At 71.0% G+C, this 16,901-nt stretch carries 16 protein-coding genes; 6 read left to right on the top strand and 10 right to left on the bottom strand.

Going from position 1 to position 16,901, the window contains the following annotated elements; all coding sequences use genetic code 11:
• Window position 1: 1 nt before the first annotated feature.
• The gene (locus ACWCP8_RS15165; RefSeq protein WP_352264608.1) at window positions 2–1,069 is read right to left on the bottom strand and encodes an alkene reductase; all 1,068 of its coding nucleotides are present in this window, start codon (window positions 1,067–1,069) and stop codon (window positions 2–4) included.
• A 172-nt stretch (window positions 1,070–1,241) separates the two neighbouring features.
• Here ACWCP8_RS15165 and ACWCP8_RS15160 point away from each other — a divergent pair, with 172 nt between their 5' ends.
• Window positions 1,242–1,736, top strand: a complete 495-nt coding sequence (locus tag ACWCP8_RS15160; RefSeq protein ID WP_352264607.1) for a MarR family winged helix-turn-helix transcriptional regulator — start codon at window positions 1,242–1,244, stop codon at window positions 1,734–1,736.
• A gap of 4 nt (window positions 1,737–1,740) precedes the next feature.
• Here the strand turns inward: ACWCP8_RS15160 and ACWCP8_RS15155 are convergent, their stop codons facing one another.
• From ACWCP8_RS15155 to ACWCP8_RS15120, 8 genes are all read right to left on the bottom strand, one after another.
• Window positions 1,741–2,802, bottom strand: coding sequence for an aminotransferase class V-fold PLP-dependent enzyme (locus tag ACWCP8_RS15155; protein WP_355999863.1), 1,062 nt, complete (start codon window positions 2,800–2,802; stop codon window positions 1,741–1,743).
• A 109-nt stretch (window positions 2,803–2,911) separates the two neighbouring features.
• A complete protein-coding gene (locus tag ACWCP8_RS15150) occupies window positions 2,912–3,631 on the bottom strand; it encodes a DsbA family oxidoreductase (RefSeq protein WP_352264603.1) in 720 nt (239 codons plus the stop codon).
• Between the two features lie 151 nt (window positions 3,632–3,782).
• On the bottom strand, window positions 3,783–4,310 hold the full coding sequence (locus tag ACWCP8_RS15145; RefSeq protein ID WP_451116293.1) for a hypothetical protein: 528 nt from the start codon (window positions 4,308–4,310) through the stop codon (window positions 3,783–3,785).
• Complete coding sequence (locus ACWCP8_RS15140) at window positions 4,307–5,029, bottom strand: hypothetical protein (RefSeq protein WP_352264599.1); 723 nt, start codon at window positions 5,027–5,029, stop codon at window positions 4,307–4,309. The genes ACWCP8_RS15145 and ACWCP8_RS15140 overlap by 4 nt, the downstream gene beginning before the upstream one ends.
• Window positions 5,030–5,085: 56 nt before the next feature.
• A complete protein-coding gene (locus ACWCP8_RS15135; protein WP_451116291.1) occupies window positions 5,086–7,593 on the bottom strand; it encodes a Tox-REase-5 domain-containing protein in 2,508 nt (835 codons plus the stop codon).
• A gap of 143 nt (window positions 7,594–7,736) precedes the next feature.
• Window positions 7,737–8,207, bottom strand: coding sequence for an N-acetyltransferase family protein (locus ACWCP8_RS15130; protein WP_451116289.1), 471 nt, complete (start codon window positions 8,205–8,207; stop codon window positions 7,737–7,739).
• Window positions 8,208–8,556: 349 nt separating this feature from the next.
• On the bottom strand, window positions 8,557–9,168 hold the full coding sequence (locus tag ACWCP8_RS15125) for a DUF1349 domain-containing protein (RefSeq protein ID WP_355999875.1): 612 nt from the start codon (window positions 9,166–9,168) through the stop codon (window positions 8,557–8,559).
• Window positions 9,165–10,685, bottom strand: coding sequence for an aldehyde dehydrogenase (NADP(+)) (locus ACWCP8_RS15120; RefSeq protein ID WP_352264592.1), 1,521 nt, complete (start codon window positions 10,683–10,685; stop codon window positions 9,165–9,167). The genes ACWCP8_RS15125 and ACWCP8_RS15120 overlap by 4 nt, the downstream gene beginning before the upstream one ends.
• Before the next feature lie 155 nt (window positions 10,686–10,840).
• Between ACWCP8_RS15120 and ACWCP8_RS15115 the strand changes: the two genes are divergently transcribed.
• The 3 genes from ACWCP8_RS15115 (at window position 10,841) to ACWCP8_RS15105 (ending at window position 13,696) form a co-directional block, all read left to right on the top strand.
• Window positions 10,841–11,611 carry an IclR family transcriptional regulator gene (locus ACWCP8_RS15115; protein ID WP_030919961.1) on the top strand — a complete coding sequence of 257 codons (771 nt, stop codon included), beginning with the start codon at window positions 10,841–10,843 and terminating at the stop codon, window positions 11,609–11,611.
• A 3-nt stretch (window positions 11,612–11,614) separates the two neighbouring features.
• A complete protein-coding gene (locus tag ACWCP8_RS15110) occupies window positions 11,615–12,139 on the top strand; it encodes a GNAT family N-acetyltransferase (RefSeq protein WP_352264590.1) in 525 nt (174 codons plus the stop codon).
• Window positions 12,140–12,244: 105 nt separating this feature from the next.
• A complete protein-coding gene (locus ACWCP8_RS15105; RefSeq protein ID WP_352264589.1) occupies window positions 12,245–13,696 on the top strand; it encodes a peptidoglycan D,D-transpeptidase FtsI family protein in 1,452 nt (483 codons plus the stop codon).
• Between the two features lie 127 nt (window positions 13,697–13,823).
• Here ACWCP8_RS15105 and ACWCP8_RS15100 read toward each other — a convergent pair whose 3' ends face one another.
• Window positions 13,824–15,248 (bottom strand): NCS2 family permease, encoded by a 1,425-nt coding sequence (locus ACWCP8_RS15100; protein WP_352264587.1) that lies wholly within the window; start codon window positions 15,246–15,248, stop codon window positions 13,824–13,826.
• Window positions 15,249–15,470: 222 nt separating this feature from the next.
• On the opposite strand from ACWCP8_RS15100, the gene ACWCP8_RS15095 reads away from it, so the two are divergent.
• The gene (locus tag ACWCP8_RS15095) at window positions 15,471–16,043 is read left to right on the top strand and encodes a SigE family RNA polymerase sigma factor (protein WP_352264586.1); all 573 of its coding nucleotides are present in this window, start codon (window positions 15,471–15,473) and stop codon (window positions 16,041–16,043) included.
• Window positions 16,043–16,744, top strand: a complete 702-nt coding sequence (locus ACWCP8_RS15090) for a hypothetical protein (RefSeq protein ID WP_451116285.1) — start codon at window positions 16,043–16,045, stop codon at window positions 16,742–16,744. Before ACWCP8_RS15095 ends, ACWCP8_RS15090 begins: the two co-directional genes overlap by 1 nt.
• Window positions 16,745–16,901: the final 157 nt, after the last annotated feature.

The following is a 16,901-nucleotide window of genomic DNA, read 5'->3' as shown; positions in this document are numbered from 1 at the left end:
TTCAGGCTCCCAGCGCCGGGTAGTCGACGTACCCCTTTGCGTCCCCGCCGAAGAAGGTGGACGGGTCCGGGGTGTTGAACGGGCCGCCGGCCTTCAGCCGGGCGGGCAGGTCCGGGTTGGCGAGGAACAGCGCACCGTACGAGATGATGTCGGCGATCCCGTCGTCGATCACCGAGTGGTCGTCCGGTCCGGTCGGCCCGTCCGTCAGCACATTGATGACGAAGGTGCCGGAGAACTGCTTGCGCAGTGCGAGGGTCAGCTCGCGGATCTCCTGCGCCTCCAGGACGTGCAGATAGGCGAGGCCGAGCGGCTCGATCTCCTGTACCAGCGCGGTGTAGACGGCGTCCGGTGCGGGCTCGTCGATGTCGTTGTACGCGTTTCCGGGCGAGATGCGCAGCCCGGTGCGCTCCGCGCCGATCTCGGCGGCGACGGCCTTGACCACCTCGACGGCGAACCGGATGCGGGCCTCGTCGGAGCCGCCCCACTCGTCGGTGCGCAGGTTGGTGTTGGGCGCGAGGAACTGGTGGATGAGGTAGCCGTTGGCACCGTGCAGCTCGACCCCGTCGAAGCCCGCGTCCACGGCGTTGCGGGCGGCGGAGGCGAAGTCGGCCACGGTCTGCCGGATCTCGGCGTCGGTCAGCTCACGCGGCTCGATGAAGTCCTTCGGTCCCACGTGGGTGTAGACCTGGCCGGCGGCCTTGACCGGGGAGGCGCCGACCGGGGTCAGTCCGTCCGGCAGCAGGACCGGGTGGCCGATGCGACCCGTGTGCATGATCTGGGCGAAGATCCGGCCGCCCGCGGCGTGCACCGCGTCGGTGACCTTGCGCCAGGACGCGACCTGCTCCGCGCTGTGCAGGCCCGGGGTGAAGGGGTAGCCCTGGCCGACGACGGACGGCTGGATGCCCTCGGTGATGATAAGACCGGCCGAGGCGCGCTGGGCGTAGTACTGGACGGTGAGATCGGTGGCGGTACCGCCGTCACCGGCACGGCTGCGGGTCATCGGGGCCATGGCGATGCGGTTGGCGAGCTGGGTGCCGGACAGATCGATCGGGTCGAATACGGTGGTCATGAAAGCTCCTAAGGAAATTTACATGGTCGGCCAAGTATTTCGTCCTGCGCCACTGTAACGCATTGATTGGCCGACCAAGGTAAAGTTCGTGGAGAGCGCCGGAACCGGCCCCGGACGGGGCCCGATCCGCCGGACAGGCCGCAGGCCGGAGCATCGCCCCGAGGAGTCCCCCATGAAGGCCGAACCCGTCGACCCCGTCTGTACGGAGCTGCCGAGCGCCGCCCGCGGCGGCCCGCTCAGCCATGCCGTCTCACGGGTCGCCCGGCTGCACCGGATCGCCGCCGGCAAGGCGCTCAGGTGCGCCGGGCTCTACCCCGGCCAGGAGTTCCTGATGATGTACCTGTGGGACGCGGGCGCGGCGCGCCAGTCGGAGCTGATCAAGGCGGTCGACCTCGATCCGTCGACCGTCACCAAGATGCTCCAGCGGCTGGAACAGGCCGGTCATGTCCGCCGCCGCCCCGACCCGGACGACCGGCGGGCCGTCCTGGTCGAGGCCAGCGCGGACAGCTGCGCGCTGCACTCGGATGTCGAGCGGGCCTGGACGAGTCTGGAGGAGCGCACGCTCGCCGGGCTGGACGCGACGGAGCGCACCGAGCTGGCCCGGCTGCTGGCCAAGGTCGAGGAGAACCTCTCCCGGGAGGCCGAGAACTGCCCGGAAGGCCGCTGAGCGGTCAGCCCGCGAGCACCTCCAGCGCGTGGTCCACATCGGCCTGCGTGTTGTAGAGGTGGAAGGCCGCCCGCAGATTCCCGGCCCGGACCGACACCGCGACACCCGCCCGGGCCAGCGCCGCCTCCCGGCTTCCCAGCCCCGGCACGGCGACGACCGCGGACCGGCCGGGCACCGGCTCGTGGCCGATCCCGGCCAGGGCGGTACGGAACCGGGCGGCGAGCGCGGTGTTGTGGGCGTGCACGGTGTCGATGCCGATCTCGGCCAGCAGCGCGAGGGAGCGCTCGGCGCCGTGGTAGGCGAGGAAGGCGGGCGCCTCGTCGAAGCGGCGCGCGGTGGCGGCGAGCCGGCCGACGGGCCCGTAGGTGCTGTTCCAGCGGTCCTCGCCGGCCACCCAGCTCGCATACAGGGGCGACAGGGTCTCCTGCGCCTCCTCGGTGACGGTGAGGAACGAGGTACCGCGCGGGCAGAGCAGGAACTTGAAGCCGCCCGTGACCGTGTAGTCGTACGCGCCGGCGTCCAGCGGCAACCAGCCCGCGGACTGGGTGGCGTCGAGGAGGACCCGGGCGCCGTGCGCGGCGGCCGCCGCGCGAACCGCTTCGAGGTCGGCGATCCGGCCGTCGGCGGACTGTACGGAGGAGAGGGCTACCAGCGCGGTCGTGGGCCGCACCGCCTCGGCCAAGCCGTCCAGCGGGGCGTACCGCATCCGCAGATCCCCACGGACTGCGAGGGGGCCGACGACCGAGCTGAACTCTCCCTCGGGTACCAGCACTTCGGCGCCCGGCTCCAGCGAGGCCGCGATCAGACCGACATGGACGGCGACCGAGCTGCCGGTGGCGACCCGGTCGGGACCGACACCGACGAGCCCGGCGAACCGGGTCCGTGCGGCGTCCACGGCGTCGAAGCTGCCGGCGCCCGCACCGGTGCCCGCGGCGTTCTCGTCGGCGAGCGTCTTCACCGCCTCGACGGTGCGGTGGGGCAGCAGCCCGCAGCTGGAGGTGTTGAGATACGTGGACTTCGGAGCAAACTCGGCGGCTACGGCCTGGGTGAGCGAGGAGATCTCCATGCGTCCACCCTGAATGCCCCTCAACTCATCGTCAATCACGAAGAGTTGAGGGGTGCCCCCAAGCAATGCTTATCCATGCAGTTGAACGGCCGGCCGGGGCGGCGCAGGGTCAGCCCTGACTGCCGGACTGCGGAACCTCGCAGGCCCCGTCGGCGTCGCAGGCCGCCCCGTCCGGGCCGATGGCGGTCAGCGGACGGTCCTTCCACGCCTGCTCCAGCGCCTGCGCGAAGACCTCGGCGGGCTGGCCGCCGGAGATCCCGTACCGCCGGTCGAGGACGAAGAACGGCACGGCGTTGGCGCCCAGCTCGGACGCCTCCTGCTCGTCGGCCCGCACCTCGGCCGCGTACGCCTCCGGGTCGGCGAGCACGGCCCGCGCCTCGTCGCCGTCGAGCCCGGCCTCGAGGGCGAGCTCGATCAGCACCTCGGCGTCGAAGACGGACCGCTCCTCGGCGAAGTTCGCCCGGTAGGCGAGCGTCAGCAGCTCGTCCTGGCGTCCGCGGGCCTTGGCGAGGTGGAGCAGCCGGTGGATGTCGAAGGTGTTTCCGTGGTCGCGCCCCTCGGTCCGGTAGCCGAGCCCTTCGGCGTGCGCGTTGGCCGCGACGTTCGCCTCCATGGACCGTGCTTCCTCACGGGTACGCCCGTACTTCTGCGCCAGCATGTCGATCACCTGGGCGGTGTCGCCCTTGGCGCGGCCCGGGTCGAGCTCGAAGGACCGGTGGACGACCTCGACCTCGTCGCGATGGGCGAACCCCGCCAGGCCCTTCTCGAAGCGGGCCTTGCCGATGTAGCACCAGGGGCAGGCGATGTCGCTCCAGATCTCGACGCGCATGACTCTTCTTCTCTCCAGGCCGTTGTACAGATGGATCGTGCGGCTGCCCCGGCACGGTTGTGTGAGGGCAGCGCGGAGGCACCCTCCGCTCCTGGGGTGAACACGCGCCCGGACCCTGTCATTCCCGACCGGGCCGGGAGCCCGTCGGCTGCTAATCCTCCAGCTCGATGATCGGGCGGTCGCTGACGAGGGCCACGATGATCATCGGGGCGTCGCCGTCGCACTGGTTGAGGGAGGCCGCGACCCACACGTCCGCGGCGTCGGGGCCGGTGGCCACCGGCCCCCACACCGACAGGTCGCCGAGGCAGTCCTGGTCGCACAGCGCCTGGAAGAGCGGCGGCAGGGGTTCGTCCGCGATGTTCCGGAAGATCGGCACCCGCATGCCCACTTTCCGGTGGGCACCCCACCGACGGTCCAATTCCGCTACGAGGTCGTCCAAATGCCCGCGGGCTGCTTCCTCCGCGTCATTCCACTCGGGCGCGTACACGCCGACGAGGCTGTCGCTCTCCCAGAGCGGAAGGATCCGGAAGCCCTCGCCCGAAGTTGCGGTCCACTCCCCCGTGACCGGGTCCCCTTGGCTGTCCGTCGGTCCGGTCGCCGGTACGGGCCCGGCGAGCAGCGCCTCGACGTCGGACAACGCGCGATCGATCTCGAACGCCTCGCCGATCCGGGCCGTCACAGCGCGGCCCGCTCCATCGGACTGGGCAGCGGCTGCAGTGCACCCGCGTCCCGCAACTGCAGGTAGGTCCGGAGTACGTCCTTGACGTTGCCACGCGGAGCGACGTCGAGGAGCACGCCCCCACCGCGCAGTTCCTTGCGCGCGACCGCCATGCCGTCCGGCAGCAGAGCCGCACGCCCTGGGGAGAGGTAGCCGATCCAACCGATGGAAGGCTCACCGACAGCGAAGCCGCCGTCGTCCTCCAGGGCGTCGAGCACGTCGTCATCGGTCACATCACCGAAATCCGGTTCCCACACCTCGGCGACAGCCGTGAGGAGCTCGGCGTCGGGGATCTCGGCGGTGTCCGGCGATTTGATGCCGATCACCATCGACTGGAGGAGGAACTCCGAGGTGCCGCCCCCGGTCCCACTGACCTCGATCTTCCAGTCCGGCTCGCCCGCGAGGACGAGTTGCAGTCCGGAGCCGATACGGGACGACCAGCCGTCGGCTTCCTGGGCCGCGTGCAGGGCGGCGAGAATGGACTCCTCGTCCTGCAGGAGATCGGTGGCGGGCCCGCCCGAGTGGATCTGCCGCCACGTCCGCGCTTCACCCGCAACCGAACCGGAGCCGACGACCGGAAGAAGCCCGGCGAGCTGGTCCAGGGTCAGCTTCCACCGTCGGGCCAGCACCTCGGCCGACTCCACCCGAGGCCCCCAGAAGCCCCGCACCACACGTCGCATGTTGCCTCCATCATCTGCCGTCCCCTGGTCCGGCCCGAGCAAGCACCCCGTCCACGCTAGTCGAAAGCCCCGGGCTTCCTGGTGCTGTCCCCCGTCTTCTGCGCGGTGTAGACGACCTTGACCCGCAGACCTTTCTCCCGGAACGCCTTGCGGGCGGCCTTGGCCACCTCCGGGTTGGAGAAGTGCCATTCGACGGCACGGCCGCCGGACGCGTCGATCTGGCGCTGAGCCTCGTCGACGAACTTCTGCTTGCCGGAATCGGTGAGCGTGCTCTTGTCACTCTTGGAGAGGTAGCTCTCGTAACCGTTCTTGGCCTCCAGGAACGTCTGCCGACTGGAGTCCCAGCCGTCGTACTCCACCTGCGGCACGCCCTCGTCCGGGTGCGCGACGACGTACTCCTTGCCGCGCTTGGTGCCGGTGATCTGTTCCTGGTAACGCAGCCAGGACTCGTTCTCCCAGTTGGGCGGAGGGTTGCGGTCGCGGCTCGCCCAGTAGCCGTCGCCGAGGTCGGCGGACCCCAGCTCCGGGTCCTTGAGATCCTTGGCCCACTCCGGCGGGTTGTAGTTGCGCGGGTCGGAGGTGTCGTTGCGCTTGGGATCGGGATACGGCTTCTTGTCCGCCAGCGCCTTGGCCGCGCGATCCTTCTCCTCGGCACGCTTCTTGTCCGTCCAGGCCGCCCGTTCCTGCTCCCGGGCCTCCTTCGCCTTGGCCTCGGCCGCCTTGTCGCAGCCTTCGTCGGCGAGGATCACACGGTTCGGGGGCCCGGCGGCGAGCACCCCGGTTCCGGACCCGGAGATACCGCCGTAGCCTCCGTAGCGCACCCGGGGGCCGAGGGCGATGCTGCAGCCCGTCTTGCGCGCCGCATCCTCTGCTTCGTCCGCCGCCTCGTCGGCCTCCTTGGCCGCCTTGCGGACACCGTCGATGTCTCCGACCTCAGCGGCCTTACGGGCGCGGCGCGCGGCGTTGCCGGCGTTCTCGGCGGCTTCGGCCACCTTCGCGGCGACCTTGCCGAGCTTGCCGAGCTTGCTGGCCTTGCCGACGACCTTCGCGACGTCGTAGCCGGGGATGAAGAGCGATCCGACGTTCCAGACGACGTCGGTGACGGCTCGCGTCTTCTCCCCGTTGTTCCAGCGGTCCCGTACCTCGTCGCCGACGAACATGTCGTCGCCGACCTTCACGACGGTGTTGACCGAGGCCTTGCCCCAGTCGCCGAGCGCACCGAGGTAGTCGCCCTTGTCCCACTTGCTCCCGGCGTCCTTGGAGTCCTGCATCCAGGTGCTGCCCAGCTGCTTGCCGTAATCGGCCAGGCCGGACCAGGTCTCGGGCTTGAACAGGTCGATGATGCCGGTGACATCACCCCAGACACCATCGACGGCGAGGCCCTTGACGACCTGGGTGGTGCGGTCCCATGCGCAGCCGAAGAAGCCCCAGCCGCCGCAGTCCTCCTTCTTGTCCCCGCCGTTCCCGGAGTCGTCGGAGTCCGCGGCCGAGACGGGGGTGTCGTACGCGGCCTCGGGCTCGGTGCTGGTCTCGGGGTAGGTGTCGGTGCCCGGACCGTCGGGTCCGCCGGTGCCGCCGCCGGATCCGGTGGTGGAGCCTCCGTCGGCGCCCCCGTTCGCTGTCCCGCCGGTGGAGCCGCCGGCGCCGTTCGCACCACCGCCGTCGGAGCCGCCGGCGCCGTTCGCACCACCCGTGCCGGTGCCGTTCGCACCACCCGTGCCGGTGCCGTTCGCACCACCCGCACCGCTGCCGTTCGCGCCCGTGCCGGCGGACCCCGCATCCGTGCCACCGGCGACGGCGCCGCCGTTGTCGGCGCCGCCCGAGTCCGAACCCCCGGCGACGGCGCTGCCACCCGCGTCCGAACCGCCCCCGTCCGTACCCCCCGCGGTCCTACCGGCCCCGACCGTGTCGCTGCCGGTGTCCGTCACCTGGCACGACGTGCCCGTGAGCGAGCAGATCGCCGCCTGGAGGCGGTCCGTGATCTGGCCGCCGACTCCGCTCAGCACCAGCGCGCCGATGAGGGCCACGACGATCAGGACCAGGCCCAGGTACTCCAGAGCCGTCTGCCCCCGGTCCCGCCGCCAGGTGATCATGTGGGAGAACGAGAACCCGGGCTTGTCCTCCCGGGCCTGCTCCGGCAGCCGGAACCACTCGCGGCTCTGCGTCCGGGTGAGAAACACCAGGATCAGTACGGGCAGGAACAACTGGGTGAAGCCGTGCACCGACCCGTTCGCAATGTTGGCGAGGCCGCCGAGGATCAGCCACACCTGTACGGCGATCAGGCCGCCCCATACGCCTCTGCCGCCGGTCCAGGCGCGTCGCGAGAGCATCCAGCCCACGACTCCGGGCGCGGCCCCGTACAGCGCGAGGCCGATGACCACGCCGCCCATCGCGTCCGCGGCGAGCGCGGAGCCGAGCAGGCCGAGGCCGCCCAGCACGGTGGCGCCGAACAGGACATGCAGCAGGATGCGGGCCGCTCCGAGTGCCCGTGGCAGCTCCCGTCGCCCCTCACCCGGCGCCGGTGCTTCACCTCCGTATGCGGGTATGCCACCGATCGCGGACATGCCTTGTCTCCCCCAACCAGACCTGCCGACAAGCAGAGTGATGCCCGTTCAGGCTAGGGGTGCTGTGGGTTGGAGTCTTGGGCCCCAGGGCCCAACTCCGGTCCCAAGGGGGCGTGGTGAGGCCCTATCGAGGACGGTGGCCGTCAGCTCACCGTGAGGCGCAGGACCAGATGGGTGCCGGCGCGCGGGTGGTCGGGGTCGGGGGTCCAGCCCCGGTCGGCGTAGAAGGACCGGGCGCGGGTGTTGTGCACGAAGACTTCCAGCCGGGCGCTGTCCACTCCGGCCTGCCGCCAGGCGTCGACGCAGGCGGTGTGGAGTTCGGTGCCGATTCCCGTACGCCAGCGGGACGGGGAGACATGGAGCTGGGTGAGGTGCATGACGCCGTCGTGTACGGCGAAGGCCGCGACGCCGGCGAGGGTCCCGTCCCGTTCGGCGCAGAGCACGGTGGCGTCCGGGCGGTCTATCGCGCGGGACCAGCCGTCGCGGCTGCGGCCGACCTCGGCGGCGCCCGCATACTCCTCATCCGGAAGGTGGCCCCGGTAGTACGTGGCGCGAGCCTCGGTGTGCAGCCGGACGATGGCGTCGAGATCGGCGGGTGTGGCGGTTCTGATCATGCGGGGAGGGACGCGCGCGGATCAGCCCGTGGTTGCACCGGATCCCGCGGACCCGGCCTGGGCCGGCAGTCCAGGGCGATCAGCACACGCCGCTGACGCATCCGGTCCGTCCATGCCCCGGCGGGCGGACCGATGAGGAGCAATGCGACCGACCGCGCGGCGCGGGCTGTTCAACGCACTGCGGACCTCGGCGGCCGCCTGGACGGACCGTGCGGAGACGACCGCGAACACGCCTCGGGTCTTCCCGGCTCCCGCTCCGCCGGTCACCGGTGCGACGACGGACGGAGCGGGCTCTGCTGTGTACGGGTACGGCGGGGTGCCGGATGGTTCGACGCGTCTGCGAGGCGGCTCAGCTGCCGTCGCGCAGATCGTCGAGCCCCGTCGGCCGGAAGGCGATCCGGTCGAACGACGCCTCGCAGCCCTCGCCGGTCGGCGACTGGACGAGGAAGCCGACCGAGGCCGCTGCCGCCCCGTCCGCGTCACCGAGGGCGAAGACGCGGACGAAGGTCCACTTCTCGCCGTCGGCCGAGGCGTGGAAGGCGAATGCGCTGCCGTTGCGACTGAGCCGCAGCCAGCAGCTTTCGCCGTCCACGACAAAGGCGTTGGCGTCGTCGGAGCGGCCGCGGGTGACGACCGTGCAGATGGTGGGGTCGGCCGGGGAGAGTTCCAGGCAGAGCTTCGCCCATTCCCGTTCCCCGACGTGCAGATAGAGCACCCCGGCGTCGAAGGCCGCCGCGAAGCCGACGTTCACCCGGGCGATCAGCTGGAAGTCGCCGTCCGGTGCCACGCCGAGCAGTCGTGGTGCGTCGCTCGCCGGGTCGAGGGCGTCGCCGCCGGGCGGTACGAACCGGTCCTGCCGGACGCCCGCCCGCCCGGTCAGCACACCGTCCTCGTACGACCATTGCCCCTCCGGGCCGAACGACCGCAGCTCAAAGGGGAGTTCGGGAAGGCTCAGCGTCATGCGCGGCGTCCGTCCACCCGGCGCGGCAGGCCCAGCGGGTTGTCCTCGCGCAGTTCCGGCGGCAGCAGGGCCTCCGGCGTCGTCTGGTAGCTGACCGGGCGCAGCCAGCGTTCGATCGCGGTGGCGCCGACCGAGGTGGAGGTGGAGGTGGTGGCCGGGTAGGGGCCGCCGTGGTGCTGGGCGGGGGCGACCGCGACACCGGTCGGCCAGCCGTTGACGAGGACCCGGCCGGCCAGCGGGGTGAGGGCCGCGAGGAGTCCGGGGGCGTCGGCGTCGACGCCTTCCTCGGCGATCTGGAGAGTGGCGGTGAGGTTGCCGGGGAGCCGGGAGAGGACGGCGGTGATCTCGTCCTCGGAGGCGTACCGGGCCACGACGGTGACCGGGCCGAAGCACTCCTCCAGGAGCGCGTCGTGCGGACCCTCGGTGGCCAGCAGGTGCGCCGGTACGGTCAGGAAGCCCGCGGAGACGGTGTGGTCGCCGCCCGCACCGGGGGTGACGGGGGCGTCCACGTCCGGGAGTTCGGCCCGGGCCCGTACGCCTGCGACGAAGGCGTCCCGCATCCGGTGGTCGAGCATGACCGCGGCCTCGCTGTCGCTGACCGCGTCGGTCAGCGACTTCAGCAGCCGGTCGCCGGTCTCGCCCGTCGGGGCCAGGACGAAGCCGGGCTTGGTGCAGAACTGGCCCGCACCCATGGTCATCGAGCCCGCAAGTCCGGCACCGATCTGCTCGCCGCGCTCGGCGGCGGCCGCCTCGGTGACGACGACGGGGTTGAGGGAGCCGAGCTCGCCGTGGAACGGGATCGGGGTGGGCCGGGCGGCCGCCGCGTCGAACAGCGCCCTCCCGCCGCGGATCGAACCGGTGAAGCCGGCGGCGGCCACGAGCGGGTGCTTGACCAGCTCGACGCCCGCCTCGAAGCCGTGCACCAGGATCAGTACGTCCTCGGGCAGGCCCACCTTGGCGGCGGCCCGGCGCAGCACGGAGGCGCACAGCTCGGAGGTGGCGGGGTGGTCGGGGTGCGCCTTGACGACGACCGGGCAGCCGGCCGCCAGGGCGCTGGCGGTGTCGCCGCCTGGCACGGAGAAGGCGAGCGGGAAGTTGCTGGCCGCGTAGACGGCGACGACGCCGAGCGGAATCTTGTAGCGGCGCAGGTCGGGCCACGGCGGGGTCCGGGTGGCATCCGCGTGGTCGATGTGGATGTCGAGGAAGGCGCCCTCGTCGACGACCTCGGCGAAGGCCCGCAACTGGGCTGCGGTGCGGGCGAGCTCACCGGTGAGCCGGGCCGGGCCGAGTGCGGTCTCCGCGTCGGCGGCCTCGATCACGTGCTCGCCGGCCTCGGCGAGCAGATCGGCCGCGGTACGCAGAAAGGCGGCGCGTACGGTGCGGTCGGCGAGCGAGTCCCGTACGGCATGTGCCGCCCTGACAGCGCGGTCGACCTCCTCCGCTGTAGCCTCCACCGCAACCTGCTCACGCGGGTTCCCGGTGCGGGGGTCGACGCTCCAGACTGGTGCTGCTGCCACCGTGTTTCCTTCCGCTCCACTGCCACACATCAGAAGTTGTTCGGTATTCTGAACAGAGTTCCTGATCGTGAATATGTAGGGACTCTATTTCCGGGCGTTCCGTGTTGGCAAGAAGTCGCAGGGTTTCGCAAGTGGGCTGGAAGGGGCGTAGGGCGATGTCGGTTGCCGAGTCAGGTGGGGCACAGGTCAAGTCCGCGGTACGGACGGTGGAGCTGCTCGAGTACTTCGCCGGGCGGCCCGGTATGCATTCGCTGGCGGCCGTGCAGGAAGCCGTCGGCTACCCCAAGTCGAGCCTCTACATGCTGCTGCGCACCCTGGTCGAGCTGGGCTGGGTGGAGACCGACGCGACGGGGACGCGGTACGGCATCGGCGTGCGGGCCCTGCTGGTCGGCACCTCGTACATCGACGGCGACGAGGTCGTCGCGGCCGCCAGGCCGACGCTGGACCGGCTCTCCGACGACACCACGGAGACCATCCACCTGGCCCGCCTCGACGGTACGAACGTGGTCTATCTCGCCACCCGGCAGTCCCAGCACTATCTGCGTCCCTTCACCCGCGTCGGCCGCCGGCTGCCCGCCCACTCCACCTCGCTCGGCAAGGCGCTGCTGGCCACCCACAGCGACGAGCAGGTCCGCAAGATGCTGCCGGAGACGCTGCCCGCGCTGACCGAGCACACCCTCACCGACCGCGAGAAGCTCATCGAGGAGCTGCACGTCATCCGCGAGCAGGGGTATGCGGTGGACCGCGAGGAGAACACCCTGGGGCTGCGCTGCTTCGGCATCGCGATCCCGTACCGGACCCCGGCGCGCGACGCGATCAGCTGCTCGGTGCCGGTCGCCCGGCTCACCCCCGCGCACGAGCAGATGGTCAAGGACGCGCTCTTCGACGCGCGGGACCGGCTGACACTCGCCACCCGGAGGCTCTGACCGATGAGCGCGGCCGAGGTGACCCTGCGCGAGGTGCGCGGCAGCGATCTGCCGCTGTTCTACGCGTACATGTGCGATCCGGAGTCGGTCCGCACAGCCGCTTTCACCAGCGAGGACCCCACCGACCGGGCCGCGTTCGACGCCCACTGGACGCGGCTCCTGGCCGACCCGACGATCGTGATGCGGACGGTGCTCGCCGACGGCGCGGTGGTCGGCAACGCCGGGGTGTACGGGCCCGAGGGCGACCGCCAGGTCACCTACTGGATCGACCGGGCACACTGGGGCCGCGGGCTCGCGACCGCCGCCCTGCGGGCGCTGCTGGACGCCGTGCCGGAACGCCCGCTGTACGCCCGGGCGGCGGTCGACAACACGCGTTCGCGCCGGGTGCTGGAGAAGTGCGGCTTCACCGTCACGGGCAAGGACCGGGGCTTCGCGCACGCCCGCGGCGAGCTGACCGACGAGCTGCTCTTCACGCTGGCACCCACGGCCGGCCGGGCGCCCGACGAAGGCCGCTCCACGACCCGGTGAGGGGTCCGCGCCGTGCGGTTGCGGCCGGTCGGGCAGTCTGAAAAATCGGTGAGAAGCGGCACGGACGGGAACGCGCCGGACGGCCCTGCTCGTCCCTCCAGCGGGATGAACAGAACAATCAGGCGCGCTTCGGTCTTCTGTCTGCTGCTGGTCCTCGCCCTGCTGGGGCGGGCGACCTGGGTGCAGGCGTACCAGGCCCGAGCCCTCGCAGACGACGACCACAACCGGCGGCAGACCATCGCGCAGTACGCGCAGCCGCTCGGCGACATCATCGTGGCCGGATCACCGGTCACCGGATCGAAGGGAACCCAGGGCGGCGATCTCGCGTACAAGCGCACATACACCCAGGGCGAGCTCTATGCCGCCGTCACCGGGTACAGCTCGCAGGCGTACGGCGCCACCCAGCTCGAAGGGATCTACAGCCATGTGCTCGACGGCACCGACGACCGGCTGAAGAACCCCCTCGACGTGGTGACCGGCAAGCAGGCGGCGCCCGGCAGCGTGCTGACGACGATCGACCCGGATGTTCAGAAGGCGGCGTACCGGGCGCTCGGCGACGACAAGGGCGCGGCAGTCGCCATCGACCCCAGGACCGGACAGATCCTGGGGATGGTCTCCACCCCCTCGTACGACCCGTCGAAGATCAGCGGGACATCGGACGGCAACGCCTGGCAGGACCTGCTCTCCGACCCGGACAAGCCGCTGGTCAACCGAGCGCTGCGGCAGCCGCTGGCGCCCGGTTCGACGTTCAAACTGGTGGTGGCGTCGGCGGCGCTGGAGAACGGCCTCTACAGCTCGGTCGACGAGCGCACGGACAGCCCCGACCCGTACACGCTGCCCGGCACCTCCACGGTCCTGAAGAACGAGAGTGCCTCCGCCCCGTGCGAGAACGCCACCCTGCGTACGGCGCTCCAGTACTCCTGCAACAACGTCTTCGCGAAGGTCGCCGCCGATCTCGGCGAGGACAAGGTGAGGGCGACGGCGGAGAAGTTCGGCTTCAACACGGAGAAGCTGGATGTGCCGGTGCGCGCCTCGAAGAGCGTCTATCCGTCCGGCATGGACAAGTCGTCGACGGCGCTGACCGGCATCGGGCAGTTCGAGGTCACCGCGACCCCGATGCAGATGGCGATGGTCTCCGCGGCCCTCGCCAACGGCGGTGAGCTGGCGGCGCCGCACATGGTGTCCGAGGTGACGGACTCGGACGGCAACGCCCTGCAGAAGTTCGCGGACGGTGACACGAAGCAGGTCGTCTCCGCCTCGACCGCCGAGCAGCTGCGCAGCGCGATGGTCACCGTCGTCGAGCAGGGCACCGGCACCAACGCCCGGATCGACGGGGCGGAGGTCGGCGGCAAGACGGGCACCGCGCAGAACGGAGTGGGCAACAGCAACACCCCGTACGCCTGGTTCACCTCGTACGCGAAGGACAAGTCCACCGGCAAGGAGGTCGCGGTCGCCGTGGTCGTCGAGGACTCGGGTTCGGCGCGCTCCGAGATCAGCGGCAACGGACTGGCGGCGCCGATCGCGCAGAAGATGATGAAGGCGGCGCTCAAGAAGTGAGGAAGCGTCCGTCCGGCTCGGTGGCCGGGGCTCCGTTCCGGACGGACGACGGGCTGTGCGGGGCGGCACGGGCCGCGTTGCGCGCGTCCGGTACCTGACCACCGGCCGGATCGCCCCGCCACAGCTGCTACTTCACGCCGAGCAGCTGCTCGATCGGGTCGATCGCGAAGTACACCGCGAACAGCGCCGAGGTGCCCCAGAGCAGCCAGTGCACCTCGCGCGCCTTGCCGAGGACGGTCTTGATGACGACGTACGCGAGGAAGCCCGCCCCGATGCCGTTGGTGATCGAGTACGTGAAGGGCATCACGGCGATCGTGAGAAAGGCCGGGATGGCGATCTCGTACCGCTCCCAGTCGATGTGCCGGACCTGTGCCATCAGCAGGAAGCCGACGGCGATCAGGGCAGGCGCGGCGGCCTGGGCCGGGACGACCGTGGCGAGCGGGGTGAGGAACAGGGCGACGGCGAACAGCGCGCCGGTGACCAGTGAGGCGAAGCCGGTGCGGGCGCCTTCGCCGACGCCGGCCGCGGACTCGATGTAGGACGTGTTGGAGGAGGCGGAGGCCGCGCCGCCCGCCACGGCCGCGGCGCCGTCGATGAGCAGGACCCGGCCGAGGTTCGGGACCTTGCCCTGCTCGTCGAGGAGCCCGGCCTCGTTGGAGACGCCGACGACGGTGCCCATCGTGTCGAAGAAGTCGCTGAGGATCAGAGTGAAGACCAGCAGGACGATGGTGACGACGCCGGTCTGCTGGAACGCCCCGAAGAGGCTGAAGGAGCCGATGAGGCCGAAGTCCGGGGCGGCCACGACGTCGCCGGGGACGGACGGAACCGTCAGGCCCCAGGCGGCCGGGGCGATGTCGGCGATCTCGTTGATGACGATCGCGACGGCCGTCATCACGACGATGCTGATGAGGATGGCGCCCTTCACCTTGCGGGCCAACAGCGCGACGGTCAGCAGCACACCGAGGCAGAAGACCAGGACCGGCCAGCCGGAGAGCTGCCCGGTGGCGCCGAGCTGGACAGGTACGGAACCGGTGTCGCCGGGGATGCGGGTGGCGAAGCCGGCGTCGACGAAGCCGATGAACGCGATGAAGAGTCCGATGCCGACGCTGATCGCCTGCTTGAGGGCGGGCGGGATGGCCCGCATGACGGCCTCGCGCAGCCCGGTGACGACCAGGACGCAGATCAGCAGCCCTTCGAGGACGATCAGGCCCATCGCGTCGGGCCAGCTCATCAGTGGTGCGATCTGGAAGGCGACGACGGCGTTGAGTCCGAGTCCAGCGGCGATGGCGAGCGGCAGATTGCCGCCGAGCCCCATGATCGCGGTCATCACCGCGGCCACCAGGGCGGTGGCGGTGACGAGTTGGGGACCGGAGAGATGCGCGCCGAACTTGTCCTCGGCCGAGCCGAGGATGATCGGGTTGAGGACCAGGATGTAGGCCATGGTGAAGAAGGTGGCGAAGCCGCCGCGTATCTCGCGTCCGAAGGTCGAGCCGCGATCGCTGATGGCGAAGTAGCGGTCGACGGCGTTGCGTTGCACGGTGCTTTCCGGCATGGGCGCTCCTGGGTGCGTGAAGGTCCCTCGGTGGGTAGCTGGATTGTTCCTTCGGACACAGGGTCTTCAGGTTTTCGCTGTGTTACGCCTTACTGGGGTCACGCACCCGAGTCGAAGCGCTTCCGGGGTGCGCCGGTACGCTCGCGCCCCGCGGGCGGTACCGGGGAACGTACACAGCGGGACAACGCGCGTACAGGGAATCGAGTGCACAGAGAGGTACCCGTGGGCACAGTCGTCGACGATGCCGCTGCCGCCGAGTTCCATGAGTTCTTCGAGGCCCATTACGCCGAACTCGCCCGGCTCGCCCATCTGCTGACCGGTGAGGCCGACGCCGCGGACGATCTGGCGGCCGATGCGCTGCTGGCGCTCTGGCACCGCTGGGACCGGGTCAGGAAGGCCGACCATCCCGTCGCGTACGCGCGAGGCGTCGTCGCGAACCTCGCCCGGACCCGGATCCGCAGCGCCGTGCGCGAGCGTCGCAGGATCGCCTTGTTCTGGGCACCGCGCGGGAGCGGGGACGGGTACGCGGTCGACGATCCGGATGTGTCGACGGTCGTCGACGTCCAGGGGGCGCTGCGCAGGCTGCCGTTCCGCAAGCGCGCGTGCGTGGTGCTGCGGCACGCCTTCGACCTGTCGGAGCGGGACACCTCGCTGGTACTGGGGATATCGGTGGGCACGGTGAAGAGCCAGACCTCGCGTGCCGTGGCGGAGCTGCAGCGGCTGCTCGGTCCCGATATGCCCGCCGTGCAGGTACAGGTGGCTGTCGCGGCGCAGCGCGGCGGAGGAAGGCACTGATGGACGACAAGCTGCGTGAGCGGCTGCGCACGGCTGCGGAGGCGCACCGCCCCGACCGGGAGAGGATGCTGGCCCGGGTCGAACGAGGGATGGCAGAGGGTCCGTCCGCCCGTACTCCTCGGGGTCCGCTGCCATGGCTGCGGGTGGTCGGGGCGACGGCGGCGGTCTGCGGTGTGCTGGCCGTCGGGGCGTACGCGGTCACTTCGGCGGGCGGCGGGCAGACGCGGGGCGGGCAGGTGGCCGGTTCCCCGGTCCCGTCCGTCTCGGCCCCGGCGGTGCCGGGTCGCGAACCCGAGCTGCGTACCGAGGACGGGCCGCTGTGGGCGGACGGCGCCGTCGACCCGCACAGCAACGCGTACTGGGCGCAGAGCAATGTGACGCTCAGGACGACGCAGCCGCTCTCCTCGCTCACGGTCGAGCTGCGCATCGCTCGGACCGGCGGCGTCCACACCACCGGCTCCTGGCGCTCCCTGCCGGAGCAGGACTTCACCGCCTCGGCGAAGGAGAAGGGCGGCTTCCTCGTCTACCGGTGGACGCTGAAGCCGGGGCGGACGGTGCCGGTCGGTACGCACATGTTCGCCGGCCAGTACAACCACGCGGAGGGCGACCGGGGCGCGGAGGGCGACTACTTCACCGCGAACGCCGCCCGCTCCACCGGTCAGCGGGTGTCCGTGGGCGACAACTTCACGTCCGGCCACTGACACGAAAGGAATCCCGGACCCGGCAACCCTTCCTCCGGCGGCGGCGACCAGAGAGCGCAACGCTCCCCCACCCCCGAGGAACGGGACATCGAGATGAAGGAACGAGCCGCACTCCGCCACCACCGTCGGCGGCGCACCGGCCGGCGCCGCGCCGAAC

This window comes from Streptomyces sp. NPDC002206, from assembly GCF_053593595.1.
The sequence above is the reverse complement of the archived record's forward strand: the minus strand, read 5'-3'. Positions and strand labels throughout refer to the sequence as shown.